Consider the following 20,798-nt stretch of genomic DNA (forward strand, 5'->3'; position numbering starts at 1 on the left):
TCCGACCCCGAGGAGACCCCTTGCCGGCCGATGGCCTGTCCCATCCCGACCGTGAGCGTGAGCAGGTCTACCTGTCGATGCTGTACGGCCACCTCGACTCCATGCGGGCCTACGCCAAGACCCGGCTGACCCGGGTGCTGCTCGACACCGGCGGCACTCCGCAGGCCCGCAGCGAGCGGGAGTCCTTCACGCATCTGTACACGGAGGACATCGCGAAATACGACGCGGCCGAGCACGGGCTGTGCTTCGGCCGGATCGACGTGCGCGACGGCGAGGACGGCGACGGGACCGAGGTGCGGTACATCGGCCGCATCGGCATCCTCGACGAGGCGAACGACTACGAGCCGCTGCTGCTGGACTGGCGGGCGCCGTTGGCCCGGCCGTTCTATCTGGCGACGCCGGCGGCGCCGGAGGGCGTGACGCGGCGCCGGCACATCCGGTCGCGCAGCCGCGCGATCACCGCGCTCAACGACGAGTACCTCGATCTCGACGCGGCCCAGGCGCACGACGCCACCGTCTCGGCGGGGGGTGTCGCCGGCGAGACGGCGCTGCTGGCCGCGCTGAACGCCGCGCGGACCGGGCAGATGCACGACATTGTCGCGACGATCCAGGCCGAGCAGGACGCGATCATCCGATCCGAGCACAAGAGCGTGCTCGTCGTCCAGGGCGGCCCGGGCACCGGGAAGACCGCGGTGGCCCTGCACCGGGCGGCGTTCCTGCTGTACACGTACCGTCGGCAGCTCGCGAAGAGCGGTGTGCTCATCGTCGGACCGAACTCGACGTTCCTGGACTACATCGGGCAGGTGCTGCCGTCCCTCGGCGAGACCGGCGTGTTGCTGTCCACGATCGGTGACCTGTACCCCGGGGTGCGCGCGAGCGTCGAGGATTCCCTCGAGGCAGGCGCCATCAAGGGCTCGCTCGACATGATCGAGGTGCTGAAGAAGGCGGTGCGGGACCGTCAGGAGATCCCGACGACGCCGATCCCCCTGGTCTTCGACACCTACCGGCTGACCCTCGACCGCAAGACGGTCACGCGAGCGCGGGGCCGGGCCCGGTCGTCGCGCCGGCCGCACAACCTGGCTCGCCCGATCTTCGTCTCCGCGGTGGTGGACGCGCTCGCCGACCAGCTCGCGTCGATCATCGGTGCGAATCTGGTCGACGGCGGAAACCTGTTGAGCCGGGACGACATCGACGACATCCGGGCCGAGATGCGGGCGGACCGCGACATCACGGCGGCGATCGACTCGCTGTGGCCGCAGCTGAGCCCGCAGCAGGTGCTCGCGGAGCTGTTCGCGTCCCGGGCGCGGCTCGCGTCGGCGGCGCCGGAACTCGACGAGGACCAGCGCGCACTGCTGCTGCGCCCCTCGGCGACGCGGGTGTTCAGCGCCGCGGACGCGCCACTGCTCGACGAACTCGCCGAGTTGCTCGGCGTCGACGACGCGGCCGAGCGGGAGCGCGTCGCGCGGCAGTGGCGCAAGCAGATCGCCGACGCGCAGGGCGCCCTGGACATCCTGACGGGGTCGGCCCCGCAGGATCTCGAGGACGAGCTGGATCCGGAGATCCTGATGGCGTACGACCTGATCGACGCCGACCAGCTCGCGCAGCGACAGAGCCGCTCGAGCCACGAGACCACGGCCGAACGGGCCGCCGGGGACCGGACCTGGACGTACGGGCACGTGATCGTCGACGAGGCGCAGGAGCTGTCCGAGATGGCCTGGCGGATGCTGATGCGGCGCATCCCGAACCGTTGGATGACCCTGGTCGGCGACACCGCGCAGACCGGGGATCCGGCCGGCAGCTCGTCCTGGCAGCGGATCCTGGAGCCGTACGTGGCCAACCGGTGGAAGAAGGCCGAGCTGACCGTCAACTACCGCACGCCCGCGGAGATCATGGAGATCGCACATGCGGTCCTCGCCGAGATCGATCCGCACCAGGTGCCGCCCCGCTCGGTGCGCGAGTCCGGGTTCACACCGTGGGTCCGGAACGTCGACGCGGACGGCCTTCTCGAAGCCGTGCACGGCGCCCTCGCGGCCGAGGACGGCCCGGGCCTCACGGCGGTGATCGTGCCGCACGATCTCGCGGCGCAGTGGGCGCATCTGCGGTCGGATTCGGTGCGGGTGTCCACCGTGAAGGACGTCAAGGGACTGGAATTCGATTCGGTGCTGCTGGTGGAGCCGACCGCCATCGTGGCGGAGTCGCCTCGCGGGCTCAACGACCTGTACGTGGCGCTCACCCGCGCCACCCAACGGCTCGGGGTGCTGCACACCGGGGAACTGCCCGAGGCACTGGCGGCGCTGGTGGCGCCGGCCCGGCTGTGACAGGTCACCGATGTGCCGTTTCACCGACTGCGCCGTTCGGCCGGGCGGTATGTTGCGGACGAACGTGCGACCGGTCGGAGCGGGAGGCGGGGCGGTGAGAGCGGTGTGGCCTCGGGGGCGCTGGGCGCGCATCCTGGCAGGGTTCGGGGTCCTCGCCACCACCGCGGGTTGTGCGGGGACCGCGGCCTCGGAGGACTCCGCGGCCGCCATCCCGGTCACGGTCCCGATGGCGGCCGCACCGGTCGAGGCGGAGGCGCTGGACGGGCCGGCCCTGCGGTTCAAGCAGGCCCTGGCCGAGGCCGGGCTGGCCGCCGGGGTGCCCGACGAGACGCTGGTGGCACTGGTCCGGGGGACGTGTGCCCAGCTGGCCGCCGGCCTGCCGGAAGAACAGATCCTCGGCTCGGTCCGGTCCGTCGCGGCCTTCGCGGCGTCCGTCTCGCGGGCGGAGTTGCAGGGCGACGACGCCGCCCGGTTCTACGTGGGTGCCGCCCGCGAGACCTACTGCTGATCGACGCGTCAGCGGACGGTGTGCACGATGAGCACGTCCGAGGTCGACTTGCGGGCCAGATCCGAGGGTACGGAGCCGAGCAACCGGCCGGTGAGGGTGTTCAGGCCCCGGTTGCCCACGACGAGCAGGTCCGCCTCCACCTCGTCGACCAGTTCGAGGAGCGAGTCGACTGGAGCCCCGACGACGGCCCGTTCGAGGACGTTCTTGGCGCCGGCTGCGTGGGCCTTCTCCCGGGCGGTGCGCAGGATGTCGTAGGTGGGCGCCGATCCGGTCACCTGGTAGGCGTCCTCACCGAGCACGTCGGCGGCGCGGGCGCTGTCCTTCGGATCCACCGGGTAGTAGGCGCACGCGATGACGAGACGGGCCTCGGCGTCACCGGCGAGAGCTGCTGCCTTCTCGACGGCGCGGTACGACGACTCGGAACCGTCGGTTCCGACGACTACGGTCCGGTAGGCGCTCATGCATTCCTCCATGAAATTGGTCGGGTTTCGCCGGCGGGCGACCGTCGTTGCGTCCCCCTTCCGACTGCTGCGTCGACAGTAGCGGCCGACCGGACGGGGTTGACGGCCTTTGGGGTGGATCCCACAGGGCCCACCGCCGTGCGCTCGACGCCACTGACGACCGTTGACGTTACCGTGCGTCACCGTAACGCGGGCCGAACATCTGCGCGGGGAACACGCCGGACTCCACGATGGCGTCCCGCCACGGCAGCGCGAGCTCCGTCAGCCGGTCGGCCTTGTCTTCGCCCAGCGCCGCCCACGGCACCGCCGCGAGGTCGTCGGTCAGGTCCTCGACGAGTTCGCGGACCTCGAAGCCCTCGTCCGTGAGCGCACCGGAGCGGTCGAAAAGTCCGCGCGAGCGCAGCGCCGTCTCCGCGTCGGCCCACTCCTCCTTGCTCCAGCCGCGGCGCGCGCGGGCGAAGTCCTCGCTGAACCCGATCCCCGCGGCGGTGTGGGTGACGAGGGCCTCGATCCCGGTCAGGCCGGCGGTCTGCAACGCCGCGACGTGCCCGTCGCCCCGGTATTCGCGCAGCAGGGTCAGCGCGTGCCACAGGATCAGGTGCGGGGCGTCCGGCCACTGCAGGTCGGCGTGCCCCGCGTACAGCGGCCGGCCCTCCGGTCCCGGGACGGCCCGGGCGGCGCTCGCGGCGAGGTCCGCCGCCTCGCGCATCTCCGGCGAGTCCAGCACCTCGGGCCCGAGGATTCGGGCCAGCGACTCGTCGATGCCGCGCAGCCGGGCGGCCACGACGGCCTCCGGGGTGGCGAGCCGCCAGGCGTGCGGGATCGCGGACGCGACGAGACGGGGACTGAAGTTGTAGAAGGTGGCGGTCACGACGCCCGCCCCGACCGCCCCGAGCGCGGCGGAACGCGCCGCGAAGTACCGCATCCGGCCGGCCTCGAGGCCGGTGTCGCCGAGCGCGGCGTCCACTTCGGGGGCGAAGTACCCGACGGAGTGGATCAGTTCGAGGGCACGGGCGATGCGGCCGGCAGACTGTGGGTCCATGCCGCAGACGCTACGCGAGGCCGGCGGCGTCCATCCCGCGCAGTTCCTTCTTCAGGTCGGCGATCTCGTCGCGCAACCGCCCGGCCAGTTCGAACTGCAGCTCGCGGGCCGCGTTCATCATCTGGTCGGTCAGTTCCTGCACGAGGTCCGCGAGTTCGGCCCGGGGCATGGACTTCACGTCGCGGCCCTCGTAGACGCCGGCGCTCACGGCGCGACCGGATTCCCCCTGGGCGCGGCGGCCGCGGGAGGCGTTGCGGCCCGAGCCCCCGACCTCCACGGTGTCGTCGGCCTCCTCGTAGACCTGGTCGAGGATGTCGGCGATCTTCTTGCGCAGCGGCTGCGGGTCGATGCCGTGCTCGCGGTTGTACGCGATCTGCTTCTCGCGGCGCCGCTCGGTCTCCTCGATGGCACGCGCCATCGAGTCGGTGACCTTGTCGGCGTACATGTGGACCTCGCCGGAGACGTTGCGGGCGGCCCGGCCGATGGTCTGGATGAGGCTGGTGGTCGAGCGCAGGAACCCCTCCTTGTCGGCGTCGAGGATCGCCACGAGCGAGACCTCGGGTAGGTCGAGGCCCTCGCGGAGGAGGTTGATGCCGACGAGGACGTCGTACTCGCCGAGCCGCAGCTGCCGGAGCAGCTCGACGCGCCGGAGGGTGTCGATGTCCGAGTGCAGGTAGCGCACCCGGATGCCGAGCTCGAGCAGGTAGTCGGTGAGATCCTCGGACATCTTCTTGGTGAGGGTGGTGACGAGCACCCGCTCGTCCCGGTCGGCGCGCTCGCGGATCTCGTGTACCAGGTCGTCGATCTGGCCCTTGGTGGGCTTGACGACGACCTTCGGGTCCACCAGTCCGGTCGGCCGGATGACCTGTTCGACGAACTCGCCGCCGGCCTGCCCGAGCTCGTACGGGCCGGGGGTGGCCGACAGGTACACGGTCTGGCCGATGCGGGCGGCGAACTCCTCCCAGGTCAACGGGCGGTTGTCGACGGCCGAGGGCAGCCGGAACCCGAATTCGACGAGGTTGCGCTTGCGCGACATGTCCCCCTCGTACATGGCGCCGATCTGCGGGACGGTGACGTGGGACTCGTCGATGACCAGCAGGAAGTCCTCCGGGAAGTAGTCGATCAGGGTGGCCGGCGCGGAACCGGCGGGACGGCCGTCGATGTGCCTCGAGTAGTTCTCGATGCCGGAGCAGAACCCGACCTGGCGGATCATCTCGAGGTCGTACTGGGTGCGCATGCGCAGGCGCTGCGCCTCGAGCAGCTTGCCGCGGCTCTCGAGGTCGGCGAGACGGTCCTCGAGTTCGGCCTCGATGTCGGTCACGGCCCGTTCCATCCGCTCCGGCCCGGCGACGTAGTGGGTGGCGGGGAAGATCCGCAGCGAGTCCACCTTGCGCACCACCTCCCCCGTCAGGGGGTGCAGGTAGTAGAGCGCGTCGATCTCGTCGCCGAAGAACTCGATGCGCACGGCGAGTTCCTCGTACGCGGGGATGATGTCGACGGTGTCGCCCTTGACCCGGAACGAGCCGCGCGTGAACGCCATGTCGTTGCGGGTGTACTGCACGTCCACCAGCAGGCGCAGCAGGGCGTCGCGGGGCACCTCCACCCCGACCTCGAGCGCGATGGAACGGTCCAGGTAGGACTGCGGCGTGCCCAGGCCGTAGATGCACGACACGGACGCGACCACCACGACGTCGCGACGGGAGAGCAGCGCGGAGGTGGCCGAGTGCCGCAGCCGTTCCACGTCGTCGTTGATCGAGGAGTCCTTCTCGATGTACGTGTCGGTCTGCGCGATGTACGCCTCGGGCTGGTAGTAGTCGTAGTACGACACGAAGTACTCGACGGCGTTGTGCGGCAACATCTCCCGCAGCTCGTTGGCGAGCTGCGCGGCGAGGGTCTTGTTCGGCGCCATCACCAGGGTGGGGCGTTGGACCCGCTCGATCAGCCACGCGGTGGTGGCCGACTTGCCGGTGCCCGTGGCGCCGAGCAGCACCACGTCCTTCTCCCCCGCCTGCAGGCGGCGCTCGAGTTCGTCGATCGCGGCCGGCTGATCCCCGGCAGGCTTGTGGTCGCTGACCACCTCGAACCGGCCCTCGGCCCGTTCGATCTCCCCCACGGGGCGGAACTCGGAGTGGGCGACAACGGGATGCTCGCTTGCGAACGCCATGGGAACCAGGGTAGGCGGCGGCACCGACAATGCCGATCGGCGGCGGCAGGGACCCGGTGCCTGGCCGCCGGGACACGGAGTCATCCGCCGGGACACGGAGTCGTCCGCCGGGACACGGAGTCGTCCGCCGGGCATGATCGGTCGGACCGGCCCGCCCGTCCACCGTCGGCTCTCGTCGGACCGTCCGCCCGGGAGACCGCGAAATCCAGGGGGTACACGTGAACGCTCGCAACGACCCGAAGCCCGCGGTGGCGCCCCCACCGGACTACCGGGTCCACACCCGGCTGGACCTGAAGAACGACACGCGGGCGGCCGCGGCCGTCCGGACCGTCCTCGTCCTCACCGTCGCCGTGCTCCTCGGTGCGGCAGTGGTCCTGGGCCTGCCGCTGCGGAGCGGGTGGGGCACGGCGCCCACGGTCGTCGTCACCGTCGTGGCGTGCCTCGGCTACCTGGCGGTGCACGAACTGACCCACGGCCTGGTCTCCCGGATCCTCTCCGGCGTGCGCCCGACGTACGCGGTGCGGTTCCCCTTCCTGACGACGGGCAGCGACGCCTGGCTCACGCGGAACGCGGCCGTGACCGTCACGCTCGCCCCCGTGGCGCTGTGGGGCGCGGTCCTGGTGGCCTTGCTGTTCGCCGTGCCCGCCGACTTCGTCCTCACCGTCTTTGTCGTCACGGTGGTGAACTTCGCGGGGTCGGCCGGCGACTACCTCCAGGCCGGCGCGCTGTGGCGGCTGCCCGCCTCCGCGCTCGTGCAGGACAACGGGCACGAGACGACGACGGTGGTGCCGGCCGGGCCGGCGGGCCGGTAGGTCCGGCACCGGCGGGTTCGCCGGCCCGGACCGCAGTAACGTTCAGCCCATGTCCGAGGCGAAACTTCACCACGTCAAGGTCGAGACCTTCGATGTGGCCGCGCACACGAACGTCGACCCGAAGGGCATCGTGCGGGAGGTGGAGGTGTACCGGGTCGAGCGGTGGGGCCTGTACATGGCGCGCCCCGCCGACCACCCGCAGTTCGGGTATCTCGAGTCGTGGCTGCTGCCGGACCTCGGCCTGCGCGCGTCGATCTTCCACTTCCGGCCCGGCTTCGAACGCGACCAGGACCGGTACGTCGACGTCGGCGAGTTCTGGTGCGAGGGGAACGTGTGGCACTCGCGCGACCACTACCTCGATCTCGTGGTGCGCACCGGCCGCGACACCGCCGTCGAGGACGTCGACGAACTGCTCGCCGCCGCGGCGGCGGGACTGCTGGATCCGGGGACCGCCGAGCGCGCGGTGCAGCGGGCGTTGCGGGCGGTGGACGGCATCGCCACGCACGGCCACGATCTCGATGCCTGGCTGGCCGCGCTGGCCATGCCGGTCAGCTGGCGCTGAGCGGGTGCCGCCTCGGTCCGGGGGTCAGGCCGACCAGCCGGTCTTCTCGGCCCACTCCCAGGCACGCGTGTAGGCGCCGTCGAACCAGGGGGCCTTCTCCCCGGCGTAGACGGCGGCGGCCTCGGCCGGGTCGTGCCGGGCGGCCGCGTCACGGGCCGCGGCCTGCTTGATCTCGGCGAATTCGGCGACGGCCTCGGGGTTCGCGCGCAACCAGTCCCGCAGCAGCAGGGCGAACTGCTGGCCGGGCCAGCCCTGCACCCGCAGATGCACGTACGCGGGCCGACCGGGGTCGGCGCTGCCGTGCAGGCGCGCGCCCCACACGGCCGGGTCGGTCTCGCCGCCGGCACCGTACGACGGCCGCGGGTCGTCGTGGTCGACGTGGGCGATGCGGGGGAATCCGGCGCCGGCGAGGGGGTCCTCGAGTGCGTCCGCCGCGGCGAGGTCCGGCACGGTGATCTGGAGGTCGAGCACATCGACGGCAGCCAGCCCGGGCACGGCGGTCGAGCCGATGTGGTCGATCCGCACGGCGCCGCCCCCGGCGGCGAGCGCGAGCCGGCCGATCAGCCGCTGCGCCTGCCGGTGCCAGTCCGGATTCGGGTCGCGGAGCACCGGCGCCGGCTGCACGGGGGTGCGGCTGCGCAGGTTCGCCTCGAACGGCACGAGCCGCTCGGTCCACAGGGCGCGCACGGCCGCCGCGAGGGCGTCCCGGTCGCCGTTGTTGTCCAGCCAGACGTCCGCGGCCGCGCGGCGCTGTTCGTCGGTGGCCTGGGCGGCGATGCGGGCACGCGCGTCGCCCTCGGGCATCGCACGCAGTTCGACCAGGCGGCGCAGACGCTCGCCGGCGTCGGTGTGCACCACGGCGACGAGATGGAACGCGGGCGCCATGCCGCCCTCGACGAGGAGCGGGATGTCCTGGACGACGATGGCGTCGGCGGGTGCGGCGGCGACCAGTTCGGCGGTGCGCGCCCCCACCCGGGGATGGGTGATCGCGTTGAGCACCGCCCGCGCCTCGTCGCTGGCAAAGGCCTTGGCGGCCAACGCCGGTCGGTTCAGGGATCCGTCCGGCAGTAGGATGTCGTCACCGAAGGCCGCGGCGAGTTCGGCCAGGCCCTCGGTGCCCGGCGCGACGACTTCGCGGGCGATGGTGTCCGCGTCGACGAGCACCGCCCCCAGCGCGACGAGTTCGTGGGAGACGGTGGATTTGCCCGCTCCGATGCCTCCGGTCAGTCCGAGTCTCAGCACGTCGAACAGTGTCGCATCACCGATCCGGGTGCCGGACACCGGCCGGTCGTCACACTGCAGTCACAACGGGGTCACGGACTGGTCGCGACCTGGGATTTCGTCGGCAACACGCCCATCTCACCCGCCTCGCCTGCCCCAGTATCATCGGCGCGTCGGATATCGTCGGACCGAGCGTCCGACCATCGTCATTACCCGCCCCACTCGAAAAGGCACCGCATGCGATCCTCCCCTCAGCTGCCCGGTCGGCATCGCCTCGGCATGGAGAACGGTGTTCACTGCATCCTCATCCCCGAGGTCGCCGCCGCGCTCGCCGAGCACCGGCGTAACTGGTTCACCATGCTGCTCAGCAACGCCCGCCACAGCCAGGCGGCGATCCGCAAGCGCGCCGCCGAACTGCCGGCCCAGTGGGCCAGCACCCCGGCGGTGAGCTGAGCACCTCCGGCATCCGGTCGGCGCGACGCCGAAGGCCGCGGCCCCGCTCCTCGAGGAGCGGGGCCGCGGCCTTTTCCGGGGGGACCAGCGTCCGGTGCAGGCTGTCTGCCGGCGCGGAGAACGCGAGGGGCCCCGCACCGGCAGGTGCGGGGCCCCTCGCTCGAACGTGTCAGGCGTTGCCGGACAGCTTCTCGCGCAGCGCGGCGAGCTGCGCGTCGCTGGCCAGCGAACCACCGGTCGACTCGGCGGTGCCGGTCTCGGCACCCGTCTCCGACGAGTAGTTGGTGCCGGAGACACCCGCGGCAGCCTCGGCGGCCTCGTCGGCAGCCATCTTCTCGATCTGCGCGGTGTGCATCTTGTGGCGACGCTCGGCCTCCGCGTAGCGGGACTCCCACTCCTCACGCTGCTTCTCGAAGCCCTCGAGCCATTCGTTGGTCTCGGGGTCGAAGCCCTCGGGGAAGATGTAGTTGCCCTGCTCGTCGTAGCTGTCGGCCATGCCGTACTTCGACGGGTCGAACTCGGCGTTGTAGTCCTCGTTCGCCTGCTTCAGCGACAGCGAGATGCGGCGACGCTCCAGGTCGATGTCGATGACCTTGACCATCGCGTCGTCGCCCACGGCCACGACCTGGTCCGGAACCTCCACGTGGCGCTCGGCCAGCTCGGAGATGTGCACCAGGCCCTCGATGCCCTCCTCGACGCGGACGAACGCGCCGAACGGAACGAGCTTGGTGACCTTGCCCGGGACGATCTGACCGATCGCGTGGGTCCGGGCGAACTGACGCCACGGGTCTTCCTGGGTGGCCTTGAGCGAGAGCGACACGCGCTCCCGGTCGAGATCGACGTCGAGAACCTCGACCGTGACCTCGTTGCCGACCTCGACGACCTCGGACGGGTGGTCGATGTGCTTCCAGGACAGCTCGGAGACGTGCACCAGACCGTCGACCCCGCCCAGATCGACGAACGCGCCGAAGTTGACGATGGAGGACACGACGCCCTTGCGGACCTGGCCCTTCTGGAGCTGGTGCAGGAACTCGCTGCGGACCTCGGACTGGGTCTGCTCGAGCCAGGCGCGACGCGACAGGACCACGTTGTTGCGGTTCTTGTCGAGCTCGATGATCTTGGCCTCGATCTCCTTGCCGACGTACGGCTGCAGATCGCGGACGCGGCGCATCTCGACGAGCGACGCGGGCAGGAAGCCACGCAGGCCGATGTCGAGGATCAGGCCGCCCTTGACGACCTCGATGACGGTGCCCTTGACGGCCTCGTCCTTCTCCTTGAGCTCCTCGATCGTGCCCCACGCGCGCTCGTACTGCGCACGCTTCTTCGACAGGATCAGGCGGCCTTCCTTGTCCTCCTTGGTGAGAACCAGGGCCTCGACCTCGTCGCCGACGGAGACGACCTCGTTGGGGTCGACGTCGTGCTTGATGGAGAGCTCGCGGGACGGGATGACGCCTTCGGTCTTGTAACCGATGTCGAGCAGCACCTCGTCGCGATCAACCTTGACGATGGTGCCTTCCACGATGTCGCCATCGTTGAAGTACTTGATCGTGGCGTCGATGGCGGCGAGGAAATCCTCGGCGGAGCCGATGTCGTTGACGGCTACCTGCGGCGAGGTGACGGTGGTGGAGGGCATGTGTTGAGTTGCTCCGGACGGGTTGGTATCGGTTGATGAAGTTCGGTCGGACAAGCGGACCGCGCGCCGCGCGAACGCCACGCACACTCCGCCGCGGGCGCCCGCGCCGGATCCTTATCGGGCCACGGGCGGACACTCGCGATCATCAGGCTACGCGTCCCGGTGCTAGCTGGGCAAACCCGGCCCGGGCGCGGCGGGCCCGCGGCTCTACGCTGAACGACATGTCCGACGACCGTCACGCCCACGCCCAGTCCGTCCTGGGAGCCACCCGCGCAGGTCGGGCCCGCCTCGGCACGCGGGACAGTGAGCGCGCGAGCCGCACCTGGTGGGACGCCGACGCCGCGGACTACCACCGCACCCACGGCGAGTTCCTCGGCGTGGACTCGGCGGAGGGCGAGTTCGTGTGGTGCCCGGAGGGGCTGCACGAGGGCGACGTGCACCTGCTCGGCGACGTCGCCGGCAAGGACGTCCTCGAGCTCGGCTGCGGGTCGGCGCCGTGCGCCCGCTGGCTCGCGGGCCGGGGCGCCCGGGCGGTGGGTCTGGACATCTCCATGGGGATGCTCGCGCGCGGGCTGACCGCGATGGACCGCGGCGGGCCGCGGGTACCGCTCGTGCAGGCCGGCGCGGAGGACCTGCCCTTCCCGGACGAGAGCTTCGACATCGCGTGCTCGGCGTTCGGGGCGGTACCGTTCGTCGCCGACTCGGCGCGGGTCATGCGGGAGGTCGCGCGGGTGCTGCGCCCGGGCGGGATCTGGGTGTTCGCGGTCAACCACCCGATCCGCTGGATCTTCCCGGACGACCCCGGTGAGCGGGGACTGACCGCGATGCTGCCGTACTTCGACCGCACCCCGTACGTGGAGGTCGACGAGGCCGGCGTCCCCACCTACGTCGAGCATCACCGCACCGTCGGGGATCGGGTCCGAGAACTCGTCGCGGCCGGCCTCGAGGTACGCGACATCGTCGAACCCGAATGGCCGGAGGGGCTCGACCGCGAGTGGGGCCAGTGGAGCCCGCTGCGCGGGGAACTGTTCCCCGGCACCGCGATCTTCTGCAGCCGTAAACCGGACTGACCCGCCCGCGACCGCCCGCCCGGCCGATCACCCGTCCGGCCGATGCCCGGTCCCTGCCTGTGTCATGGTCGTGGGGTGACGCCCGCCGAGGACGACTCCGGCGCACCGCGAGCGCCCCGCGCCGATCACCGCGACCCGCCGCGGCACGGCGGCCGGTTGCTGCCCACCACGCGGCTCGACGCGTTCTCCGACGGCGTCTTCGCGATCGTGATCACCCTGCTCGTCCTCGAACTGGACGTACCCGAATCCGCAGCCCGGCTGCTCGAGGACCTGCGCGCCGAGTGGCCCTCCTTCCTGGGATACCTGGTCAGCTTCGCCTTCATCGGTGGTGTGTGGGTCGAGCACAGCAACCTCACCCGGTTGCTGCGGGCGACCGACGGGGTCTTCCTGCGCCTGAATCTGCTGCTGTTGCTGTTCGTGACCTTCCTGCCGTTCACCACCAGCCTGATGGCGACCCACCTGTCCGACGCGGCGCGAAGGCCGGCCACGGTGGCGTTCGGCCTGAACCTGACCCTGGCGATACTCATGAGCAACGTGCTGATCGCCTACGCCGTGCGCAACGCCGACCTGACCGACGAGGCGGGCCGGGCCGAACTGCCGGCGCTGGCCCGGGAACGATGGTCGGTGGCGGTACTCATGGCCGCATCGACCCTCCTGGCGGCGTTCCTGCCGCAGCTCGCGGTGGCGTTCTACCTCGCGGTGGCGATGCTTCTGCTCGTCGAGCCGTTCCGGCTTCTCCGGGCGCCCCGGCACCGAGCAGGCACCGGGTCCGCGTGAACCGGCACCCGGGGGCCTTCGGCCCTTCTGGTCGCCGGAGCGGCCGCCTATGTTGGGCAGCAGGACGACCCGTCCCTCCCACAGACGGGAGACGACCGTGAGCGAGCCTGCGACCCCGGGGCAGGACGATGCCCTGCTGCTCTCGGTGGTCCGGGATCTGGTGGCCGAGAGGTACACGGTCGATCGCGCGGCCGGCACACGGCTCGACAGCGTCTTCGATCGTGATCTCGGGCTCGACAGTCTCGCGGTCACCGAGCTGATCTCCCGCGTCGAGGATGCGTTCGGGGTGAGCCTGGAGCGTGGGGTGCTCGGCACCGTGACCACCCCGCGTCAGCTGCTGACGGCGGTGCACCACGCACCCGCGCGGGAGCGCCGCCGGCCGGTGCCCGCGCGACGGGCGGCGCCCCCATGCACCGACCGGACGCCGGACGCGACCGCGACCCTGACCGAGGCGCTCTCGTGGCACGCCCGCACCCATCCGGATCGGGTCCACCTGCGCATTCTCACCGAGGGACACCAGAGCGAGATCAGCTACGGCGAGCTGCATTCCGCGGCTGCCACGGTGTCCGCCGCGCTGCTCGCCCACGATCTCCGGCCCGGTGACGCGGTCGGCCTCATGCTCCCCACCAGCCGGGACTACTTCACCACGTTCACCGGCGTGCTCCTGGCCGGGGGCGTCCCGGTACCGGTCTATCCGCCGGCGCGTCCCTCCCAGCTCGCCGAGCACCTCCGTCGGCAGGTGCACATTCTCGACAACGCACGGACCCGTGTGCTGGTCACCGACCCGGAGGCCGCCCGCCTGGCCCGGTTGACGCGCGGCCAGGTGGAGACGGTGCGCCACGTCCTGACCCCGGGCGACCTGGCCGGCTGCGGGGAGGCGACCGGCGGACCGCGCGGCGCCGGCGACATCGCCCTGTTGCAGTACACCTCCGGCAGCACCGGCGACCCCAAGGGCGTGACCCTGACCCACGCGAATCTGCTCGCCAACATCCGTGCGATGGGCAAGGCAGCCGAGGTCTCCACCTCCGACGTCTTCGTCAGCTGGCTGCCGCTCTACCACGACATGGGCCTGATCGGCGCCTGGTTGTCCGGCCTGTACTTCGGGGTGCCGCTGGCGGTGATGTCCCCGCTGGAGTTCCTCGCCCGCCCGGCGCAGTGGCTGTGGGCGATCCACACCCACCGCGGCACCCTGTCGGCGGCTCCGAACTTCGCCTACGAGTTGTGCCTGCGCCGAATCGCCGACGCCGACGTCGAGGGGCTCGACCTCGGCTCGCTGCGCATGCTGTTCAACGGCGCCGAGGCCGTGAACGCGGACACCGTGATCCGGTTCGGCGAGCGGTTCGCCGCCTACGGACTCCGCCGCGAGTCCCTGGCCCCGGTCTACGGGCTGGCCGAAGCATGTGTCGGCCTCACCTTCCCGCCTGTGGGACGGGGACCGGTGATCGATTCGGTCGCCCGCGAACGTTTCCTGCGCACCGGCCGGGCGGCCCCCGCCACCGACGAGGACCCGAACCCGCTGCGCTTCGTCGCCTGCGGCCGGCCGATCCCGGATCACCGGATCCGGGTGGTCGACTCGGCTGCGAACGTGCTCGGCGACCGGCGCGAGGGCCGGATCGAGTTCCGCGGCCCCTCGGCCACCGCGGGGTACTTCCGCAACCCGCAGGCGACCAAGGCGCTGTCCCGGCACGGCTGGCTCGACACCGGCGACCTCGGCTATCTCGACGACGGCGAACTCTACGTCACCGGCCGCATCAAGGACCTCGTCATCCGCGCGGGCCGCAACCTGCACCCGGAGGAGCTCGAGCGGGCGGTGGGCGAGATCCCGGGACTCCGGAAGGGCTGCGTGGCGGTCTTCGCGACCTCCGCGCAGACCGCCGGCACCGAACGCCTGGTCGTGCTGGCCGAGACGCGCGAGACCGAGACAGCCACCCTGGACCGGCTCCGGGAGCGCATCGTCGGGGTCTCCGTGGATCTGCTCGGAACACCGCCGGACGACATCGTGCTCGCCCCACCCGGAACGGTGCGCAAGACCTCGAGCGGCAAGATCCGGCGTTCCGCCACCCGGCAACGCTACGAGCAGGGCGACGTGCGGGCCCGTCCCCGGCCGGTGTGGTGGCAGCTGACCCGCTTCGCGGTCCGCGGCGCGATCCCGAGCCTGCGGCGGGCGGCGCAGCTCGTCCGGACCGGTGCGTTCGCCCTGTGGTGCTGGTCGATGGTATTCGCGGTCGGCCTGCCGACCCTGATCGCCATGGCGGTGCTGCCCCGCCTCCCGGCGCGCCGCGCGGCCGCGCGCAGGGCCGCCCGCGGTCTCGCCCGCCTGACCCGCACCCCGGTGACCGCGCAGGGGGCCGAGCATCTCGTGCGGCTGCCGAACTGCGTAGTGGTCGCCAACCACGCCAGCTTCCTCGACGGCATCGCGTTGTCGACGATCCTGCCGGGCCGCTACACGTTCGTGGCCGGGGAGGTCTTCGAGCGCAAGCCGTTCGTCGGTTTCCTCCTGCGGCGGATCGGTACGCGGTTCGTCGAACGGACCGAACGTGAGCAGAGCGTGGCCGACGCCGATCGGCTGGTCGAGGAGGCACGCGCCGGGGGCCGCCTGGTGGTGTTCCCCGAAGGCGCGCTGTCGCCGGTGCCCGGGCTCCGGTCCTTCCACCTGGGTGCGTTCGTGATCGCCGCACGGGCGGGTCTTCCGGTGGTCCCCGTCGCGATCACCGGCACCCGCGCGATGATGTGGCCCGATCACGGCAGGATCATCCACCGCGGAGCGATCCACCTCGTCGTCGGCGAGCCGATCCTCCCGTCCGGAGACGGCTGGGACGCGGCCGTCGCGCTGGAGCGCGCAGCGCGGGCCGTGATCGCCGAACACTGCGGAGAGCCCGACAGCGGCCGCTGAGGAGGCCCGACCGCTAGAGCAGCTTGGACAGGAACGACTGGGTTCGTTCGTGCTGCGGATTGCGCAGCAGTTCCCTGGGAGCACCGGCTTCGACGACCACGCCGCCGTCCATGAACACCAGTTGGTCGGCGACCTCGCGGGCGAAGCCCATCTCGTGGGTGACCACCATCATCGTCATCCCGCCGGCGGCGAGGTCCCGCATCACCGCGAGAACCTCGCCGACGAGCTCGGGGTCCAGGGCGGAGGTGGGCTCGTCGAAGAGCATGAGCTTCGGCTCCATGGCCAGGGCGCGGGCGATGGCCACGCGCTGCTGCTGGCCGCCGGAGAGCTGGGCCGGGTAGGCGTCGGCCTTGGCCGCGAGCCCGACCTTGTCGAGCAGTTCCCGCCCCAGCGCGACGGCGTCGGCGCGGCGCATCTTCTTCACCAGCATCGGCGCCTCGATGACGTTCTCGAGGGCCGTGCGGTGCGGAAACAGGTTGAAGTGCTGGAACACCATGCCGATCTCGCGGCGCTGCTTGGCCGCCGCCCGCGGGCTCAGCTCGTAGAGCTTGCCCCCGCGTTCGGCGTAGCCGACGAAATGGCCGTCGACGTGCAGGCGGCCGGCGTCGATGTTCTCGAGGTGGTTGATGCAGCGCAGGAAGGTGGACTTACCGGAGCCGGAGGGCCCGATCAGGCATGCCACGGTGCCGTCGGGCACGTCGAGCGACATGCCGTTGAGCACCCGCAGGGCACCGTAGCTCTTGTAGACCCGGTCGGCCTGGACCATCGGTGTCATCGGCGTTCTCCTCCGGGGATGTCGGGTGCCTGCGCCGCGCCGGGCTCGACGGGGACGGGCTTGCCCTGCGCGTCGGCGAGAGCCTGCAACTGCCGCGCGGTGAGCTGGCGGCTCAGGCCCTTCGAGTAGTGCCGTTCCAGGAAGTACTGGCCCACCATGAGCAGGCTCGTGATGGCCAGGTACCACGTGGCGGCGACCAGCAGCAGCGGGATGGGCTGGAAGTTGGCGCCGGAGATGTCCCGGGCGCGGCCGTAGAGCTCGAGGCTGTACGGCACCGCCGCGACCAGCGAGGTGGTCTTGAGCATGCTGATGAGCTCGTTGCCCGTCGGCGGAATGATCACCCGCATCGCCTGCGGCAGGACGGTGCGGCGGATGGTCTGCGACCACGACATGCCGAGCGCCACCGAGGCCTCCGTCTGGCCTTCGGGGACCGAGCCGATCCCGGCGCGCACGATCTCGGCCATGTAGGCGGCCTCGTTCAGCCCGAGGCCGATCACGGCGAACAGGAAGGCGGCGTTGATGCCCTGCAGGTCGATGTGCACGAACTGGTGCACGAACGGGATGCCGAGGTCGAGCTGCTTGTAGATCGAGGGGAACAGACCCCAGAACACCAGCTGCACGTAGACGGGGGTGCCGCGGAAGATCCACAGATACACCCACGAGACGGTCTTGAGCACCGGGTTCGGTGACAGGCGCATGACCGCGAGGAGCACGCCGAGGAGCACGGCGAGCAGCATCGCCAGCACGGTCAGCTGCACGGTCTTCCAGGCCGCCTCGGTGATGCGGCGGTCGAACAGGTACTGCGCGTACACGTCCCAGCGGTACGCCTCGTTGGTGGCGGCGCCGTAGAGGAACAGCGCCAGCAGCACGGCGACGACGATGCCGGCGATCCAGCGGCCGGGCCGGCGCAGCGGCACGGCCTTGATGGTTTCCGGTTCGGTCTGCGGTTCCGGTCCGGTGACGGATGTCGAGCGGTCGCTCATCGCACCCCTTTCGCTCAGCTCGTCGCCGCGTTGATCTGCGCGGTGTCGATGGTTCCTTCTTCCATGCCCCACCGCTGCGCGATGCGCGCGTAGACGCCGGAGTCGATGAGGTGCTGCATCGCCTGCTGCAGCACGGGTCCGAGGGGCGAGCCCTTCGCGACGACGAAGCCGTAGGGGGCGGCGTCGAACACGGCTCCGGCGGTTTCGAGCCGGCCGTCGCTACGGGCGATTGCGTACGCGGTGATCGGCGAGTCGGCCGAGAGGGCGTCGACACGGCCGAGGATGAGGGCGTTGGTGGCCTCGTCCTGGCTGTCGTACTTGACCTTGTCGATCGGCGGTTTGCCGGCGGCGACGCACGCCTCGCTCTTGGCGGGCACCTCGTCGATGTCCTCGTAGGTGGTGGTCTGCACCGCGACCCGCAACCCGCAGGCGTTGTCGGGGTCGACGTCGTCGCCGACGCGCTGGGCCCATTGCACGCCGGCGCTGTAGTAGGTGACGAAGTCGACGGACTGTTCGCGTTCCTCGGTGTCGGTGAACGACGACGAACCCATGTCGAACGTGCCGGCCTGGACTGCGGGGATGATGCGGTCGAAGTCGGATTCGCTGAACACCGGACGGACGCCGAGGACGTCGCCGAGGGCGTCGACGAGTTCGACCGCGAAACCGACGATGCGCCCGTCGTCGTCCTTGAACTCGTTCGGGGCGTACGGCACGTTGACGCCCACCTTCAGCTCGCCGGTCGCCGCGACGGGCGCCGGCAGCTGGTCGGCGATCGCCTCGACCCGTTCGGCGCCGACCGGTTCGCCGGGCGGCACGGTCGACTCGGTGTTGACGACGCAGCCGGACAGGACCGCGGCCGTCAGCAACGTCCCGAGCAGCCCCGCGACGAGGCGTCGGCGGCCGGTCGGTCCGGTAGGTGCTGGTTCGTCCACAACCGCACAGTATCCATCGGCGGGCCCGGATTACGGAATCCGCGCCGGACGGCCCTCGGTGTCGACGGCCGCACCTGCCTACCGGTCGCCGGCGGCGACCGGTACGTAGTTGCCGACGTCGGCGACGACGCCGAGCTCGAGCCGGAACGCGGCCGGGTCGAACCCCCGGCGTGCGTGGCTCTCCTGCAGGGCCGCCCGGGCCCGCTGCAGTGCCGAGTGGTCCGCCCAGCGCACCACGGTGACGATGTTGTATTCGCTCGGGCCGGAGCACAGTTCGACGACGTCGTCGCCGTGGAACCCGGGCTGGGTACGCAGCTCGCGGTGCGTCTCGTGGACCGCGGCGAGGAAGGTCTCCCGTGCGGCCGCGGGCACGGAGAACTTGTCGATGCGCAGGATCTCGGTCGTCATGGCGGCCACGGTAGGACCTCGAGCCGACTCGAGGTCAAGAGCTGCGAGCTCAGCGGCGACGAGTGCGGGCGACGACGGCCTCGGTGAATTCGGCGGTCGAAGCGAGGCCGCCGAGATCCGCGGTGGCCACGCCCGCCTCGACGGTCGCGTCGACGGCGTGCTCGATCCGGCGGGCCGCGGCGGCGAACTCCGGCAGGTCGTGGGCGGTGCCGAGCCGGTCGAGGAGCATCGCGGCGGACAGGATCAGTGCCGTGGGATTGGCGCGGTTGCGGCCGGCGATGTCCGGGGCGGCGCCGTGTGCGGCCTGCGCCATGGCCTGGGTGTCGGATGCGTTGATCGACGCCGCGGTGCCGAGCGAGCCGGACAGTTCGCCCGCGAGGTCGGAGAGGATGTCGCCGAACATGTTCTCGGTGACGACGACGTCGTAGTCGGCACCGTGGCGGACGAGGTGGGCGGCCATGGCGTCGACGTGCTCGTCGTCCACCGTCACCGACGGATACTGTGCGCCGATCTCGCGGCAGACGTCCCGGAACAGGCCGGTGGTCAGGGACAGGACGTTGGCCTTGTGCACGATCGTGACGCGGCGGCGGCGACGGGTGGCGAGCCGGAAGGCCGTGTGGGCGATGCGTTCGCAGGCCGCCCGGGTGACGACGCCGACGGCGAGCGCGACGTCGGGGGTGGGCATGAATTCGCCGCTGCCGACGACCATGTTGCGGTCCGCGTAGAGCCCTTCGGTGTTCTCCCGCACGATGACGAGATCCATGCGCGGGGACACGGCGCGGACACCGGGCAGGGCGCGGGCGGGACGGATGTTGGCGTACAGATCGAACCGCTTGCGGATCTGTCCGCCCGGGGTGAGCTGCGCGCGGAACGGGTCGGGATAGGCGGCGCTGTCGTGCGGTCCGAGGATCCACGAGTTCAGGCCCGCGAGTGCGTCGAGGGTGGATTCGGGGGTGGGTGTGCCGTGGGTGGCGATCGCATCGGCGCCGAGCGGCAGCGGCACCCAGTCGATCTCCGGGCCGTGCACGGCGGCGACGGCGGCGTCGACCACCCGGCGGGCGGCCGGGACGATCTCGTGACCGATCCCGTCTCCTTCGAGCAGTCCGATGCGGTGCGGGGCGGGGATTGCGACGGCGTCGGTCATGCGGCAATCATTACCCACCATGGTGCAGTCGGTGGAACTGCTCCTCGACGACCGTCTGGATCAGGCGGTCCGCGAGGAATGGTCGCGGTTGCTGGACGTGGGACTGTCCAGTCAGGCCCGCAATCGGTCCGAGTCGAACCGCCCGCACATCACGCTCGCGGTCGCCGCGTCGATTCCGCCGGGCGTGGAAGGGGCGATGCGGGAGCAGATCACGGGCGAGCCGTTGCCGGTGCGGCTCGGGGGGATGGTGCTGTTCGGCTCGCGTACCGCGACGGTGGCGCGGCTGGTGGTGCCCACGGCCGAACTGCTCGAGCTGCAACGGATGGTGTTCGCGCTGATCGACGGTTGTCCGGGTGTCCCGGCGCACATCCGGCCCGGCGAGTGGACCCCGCACGTGACCCTGGCCCGCCGGGTGCCGCCCGGCCGGCTCGGATCGGCGCTGACGGCGACCCGAGCGGGCACCCGGGAGCTGACGGGCGTGTCGGCCGGCATCCGGCGGTGGGACGGCGAGGCGCGACGCGAGTGGCGGGTGGTGTGACGCCGCGCCGCCGCGGCCCGGTGCCGGGTCAGACGCGGTAGTCGCCGAACTGGGTTTCCTCGCGGTGGGTATCGGGCGTCCGGCCGGCCAGCGCCAGGGCGTCG

At 71.3% G+C, this 20,798-nt stretch carries 19 protein-coding genes; 9 read left to right on the forward strand and 10 right to left on the reverse strand.

Annotated features, from left to right (window positions below):
- The first annotated feature begins 77 nt into the window (after positions 1 to 77).
- Together HFP48_RS15085 and HFP48_RS15090 are read left to right on the forward strand one after the other, a co-directional pair.
- Positions 78 to 2,318, forward strand: a complete 2,241-nt coding sequence (locus tag HFP48_RS15085; protein ID WP_168580584.1) for an ATP-binding domain-containing protein — start codon at positions 78 to 80, stop codon at positions 2,316 to 2,318.
- Between the two features lie 94 nt (positions 2,319 to 2,412).
- Positions 2,413 to 2,826 (forward strand): DUF732 domain-containing protein, encoded by a 414-nt coding sequence (locus tag HFP48_RS15090; protein WP_232334186.1) that lies wholly within the window; start codon positions 2,413 to 2,415, stop codon positions 2,824 to 2,826.
- Between the two features lie 8 nt (positions 2,827 to 2,834).
- On the opposite strand, the gene HFP48_RS15095 is transcribed toward HFP48_RS15090, so the two are convergent.
- The 3 genes from HFP48_RS15095 to uvrB form a co-directional block, all read right to left on the reverse strand.
- Complete coding sequence (locus HFP48_RS15095) at positions 2,835 to 3,287, reverse strand: universal stress protein (RefSeq protein ID WP_006948093.1); 453 nt, start codon at positions 3,285 to 3,287, stop codon at positions 2,835 to 2,837.
- Between the two features lie 169 nt (positions 3,288 to 3,456).
- Positions 3,457 to 4,329 carry a hypothetical protein gene (locus HFP48_RS15100; RefSeq protein ID WP_168579717.1) on the reverse strand — a complete coding sequence of 291 codons (873 nt, stop codon included), beginning with the start codon at positions 4,327 to 4,329 and terminating at the stop codon, positions 3,457 to 3,459.
- Between the two features lie 10 nt (positions 4,330 to 4,339).
- Positions 4,340 to 6,493, reverse strand: a complete 2,154-nt coding sequence (uvrB, locus tag HFP48_RS15105) for an excinuclease ABC subunit UvrB (RefSeq protein WP_168579718.1) — start codon at positions 6,491 to 6,493, stop codon at positions 4,340 to 4,342.
- A 218-nt stretch (positions 6,494 to 6,711) separates the two neighbouring features.
- On the opposite strand from uvrB, the gene HFP48_RS15110 reads away from it, so the two are divergent.
- A complete protein-coding gene (locus tag HFP48_RS15110; RefSeq protein WP_168579719.1) occupies positions 6,712 to 7,305 on the forward strand; it encodes a DUF3267 domain-containing protein in 594 nt (197 codons plus the stop codon).
- A 49-nt stretch (positions 7,306 to 7,354) separates the two neighbouring features.
- A complete protein-coding gene (locus tag HFP48_RS15115; protein ID WP_065922522.1) occupies positions 7,355 to 7,867 on the forward strand; it encodes a DUF402 domain-containing protein in 513 nt (170 codons plus the stop codon).
- A gap of 24 nt (positions 7,868 to 7,891) precedes the next feature.
- Here the strand turns inward: HFP48_RS15115 and coaE are convergent, their stop codons facing one another.
- On the reverse strand, positions 7,892 to 9,109 hold the full coding sequence (gene coaE / locus HFP48_RS15120) for a dephospho-CoA kinase (protein ID WP_029543986.1): 1,218 nt from the start codon (positions 9,107 to 9,109) through the stop codon (positions 7,892 to 7,894).
- A 216-nt stretch (positions 9,110 to 9,325) separates the two neighbouring features.
- Here coaE and HFP48_RS15125 point away from each other — a divergent pair, with 216 nt between their 5' ends.
- Positions 9,326 to 9,541 (forward strand): hypothetical protein, encoded by a 216-nt coding sequence (locus tag HFP48_RS15125; RefSeq protein ID WP_006948069.1) that lies wholly within the window; start codon positions 9,326 to 9,328, stop codon positions 9,539 to 9,541.
- Between the two features lie 169 nt (positions 9,542 to 9,710).
- On the opposite strand, the gene rpsA is transcribed toward HFP48_RS15125, so the two are convergent.
- Positions 9,711 to 11,174: a 30S ribosomal protein S1 gene (rpsA, locus tag HFP48_RS15130; protein WP_029543987.1), complete on the reverse strand. Its 1,464-nt coding sequence runs from the start codon at positions 11,172 to 11,174 to the stop codon at positions 9,711 to 9,713.
- A 221-nt stretch (positions 11,175 to 11,395) separates the two neighbouring features.
- Here rpsA and HFP48_RS15135 point away from each other — a divergent pair, with 221 nt between their 5' ends.
- The 3 genes from HFP48_RS15135 to HFP48_RS15145 all read left to right on the forward strand — a co-directional run bounded on the left by HFP48_RS15135 (position 11,396) and on the right by HFP48_RS15145 (position 15,914).
- A complete protein-coding gene (locus tag HFP48_RS15135; protein ID WP_006941153.1) occupies positions 11,396 to 12,244 on the forward strand; it encodes a class I SAM-dependent methyltransferase in 849 nt (282 codons plus the stop codon).
- A 75-nt stretch (positions 12,245 to 12,319) separates the two neighbouring features.
- Entirely contained in the window at positions 12,320 to 13,021 is a 702-nt protein-coding gene (locus tag HFP48_RS15140) for a TMEM175 family protein (protein WP_006941151.1), read from the forward strand.
- A gap of 97 nt (positions 13,022 to 13,118) precedes the next feature.
- A complete protein-coding gene (locus HFP48_RS15145; protein ID WP_006941149.1) occupies positions 13,119 to 15,914 on the forward strand; it encodes an AMP-binding protein in 2,796 nt (931 codons plus the stop codon).
- 13 nt (positions 15,915 to 15,927) lie between these two features.
- Here the strand turns inward: HFP48_RS15145 and HFP48_RS15150 are convergent, their stop codons facing one another.
- From HFP48_RS15150 to HFP48_RS15170, 5 genes are all read right to left on the reverse strand, one after another.
- Positions 15,928 to 16,689 carry an amino acid ABC transporter ATP-binding protein gene (locus HFP48_RS15150; RefSeq protein WP_006941148.1) on the reverse strand — a complete coding sequence of 254 codons (762 nt, stop codon included), beginning with the start codon at positions 16,687 to 16,689 and terminating at the stop codon, positions 15,928 to 15,930.
- Complete coding sequence (locus tag HFP48_RS15155; protein ID WP_006941147.1) at positions 16,686 to 17,672, reverse strand: amino acid ABC transporter permease; 987 nt, start codon at positions 17,670 to 17,672, stop codon at positions 16,686 to 16,688. The genes HFP48_RS15150 and HFP48_RS15155 overlap by 4 nt, the downstream gene beginning before the upstream one ends.
- Positions 17,673 to 17,686: 14 nt before the next feature.
- Positions 17,687 to 18,604, reverse strand: coding sequence for an ABC transporter substrate-binding protein (locus tag HFP48_RS15160; RefSeq protein ID WP_029543997.1), 918 nt, complete (start codon positions 18,602 to 18,604; stop codon positions 17,687 to 17,689).
- 78 nt (positions 18,605 to 18,682) lie between these two features.
- The gene (locus tag HFP48_RS15165; RefSeq protein WP_029543999.1) at positions 18,683 to 19,012 is read right to left on the reverse strand and encodes an antibiotic biosynthesis monooxygenase; all 330 of its coding nucleotides are present in this window, start codon (positions 19,010 to 19,012) and stop codon (positions 18,683 to 18,685) included.
- Positions 19,013 to 19,061: 49 nt separating this feature from the next.
- Positions 19,062 to 20,156: an isocitrate/isopropylmalate family dehydrogenase gene (locus HFP48_RS15170; RefSeq protein WP_006941144.1), complete on the reverse strand. Its 1,095-nt coding sequence runs from the start codon at positions 20,154 to 20,156 to the stop codon at positions 19,062 to 19,064.
- A 19-nt stretch (positions 20,157 to 20,175) separates the two neighbouring features.
- Between HFP48_RS15170 and HFP48_RS15175 the strand changes: the two genes are divergently transcribed.
- Positions 20,176 to 20,694, forward strand: a complete 519-nt coding sequence (locus HFP48_RS15175) for a 2'-5' RNA ligase family protein (protein ID WP_029544002.1) — start codon at positions 20,176 to 20,178, stop codon at positions 20,692 to 20,694.
- Positions 20,695 to 20,798: the final 104 nt, after the last annotated feature.

It is taken from the genome of Rhodococcus sp. DMU1 (genome assembly GCF_012272955.1).
Classification (GTDB): domain Bacteria; phylum Actinomycetota; class Actinomycetes; order Mycobacteriales; family Mycobacteriaceae; genus Rhodococcus; species Rhodococcus aetherivorans.

Excerpts from the sequence above, each read along its gene's own strand:
- HFP48_RS15085 (WP_168580584.1), top strand. The coding sequence starts at position 78 with ATGCTGTACGGCCACCTCGACTCCATGCGGGCCTACGCCAAGACCCGG.
- HFP48_RS15095 (WP_006948093.1), bottom strand. The coding sequence starts at position 3,287 with ATGAGCGCCTACCGGACCGTAGTCGTCGGAACCGACGGTTCCGAGTCG.
- HFP48_RS15100 (WP_168579717.1), bottom strand. The coding sequence starts at position 4,329 with ATGGACCCACAGTCTGCCGGCCGCATCGCCCGTGCCCTCGAACTGATC.
- uvrB (WP_168579718.1), bottom strand. The coding sequence starts at position 6,493 with ATGGCGTTCGCAAGCGAGCATCCCGTTGTCGCCCACTCCGAGTTCCGC.
- HFP48_RS15115 (WP_065922522.1), top strand. The coding sequence starts at position 7,355 with ATGTCCGAGGCGAAACTTCACCACGTCAAGGTCGAGACCTTCGATGTG.
- HFP48_RS15125 (WP_006948069.1), top strand. The coding sequence starts at position 9,326 with ATGCGATCCTCCCCTCAGCTGCCCGGTCGGCATCGCCTCGGCATGGAG.
- rpsA (WP_029543987.1), bottom strand. The coding sequence starts at position 11,174 with ATGCCCTCCACCACCGTCACCTCGCCGCAGGTAGCCGTCAACGACATC.
- HFP48_RS15135 (WP_006941153.1), top strand. The coding sequence starts at position 11,396 with ATGTCCGACGACCGTCACGCCCACGCCCAGTCCGTCCTGGGAGCCACC.
- HFP48_RS15150 (WP_006941148.1), bottom strand. The coding sequence starts at position 16,689 with ATGACACCGATGGTCCAGGCCGACCGGGTCTACAAGAGCTACGGTGCC.
- HFP48_RS15155 (WP_006941147.1), bottom strand. The coding sequence starts at position 17,672 with ATGAGCGACCGCTCGACATCCGTCACCGGACCGGAACCGCAGACCGAA.
- HFP48_RS15165 (WP_029543999.1), bottom strand. The coding sequence starts at position 19,012 with ATGACGACCGAGATCCTGCGCATCGACAAGTTCTCCGTGCCCGCGGCC.
- HFP48_RS15170 (WP_006941144.1), bottom strand. The coding sequence starts at position 20,156 with ATGACCGACGCCGTCGCAATCCCCGCCCCGCACCGCATCGGACTGCTC.
- HFP48_RS15175 (WP_029544002.1), top strand. The coding sequence starts at position 20,176 with ATGGTGCAGTCGGTGGAACTGCTCCTCGACGACCGTCTGGATCAGGCG.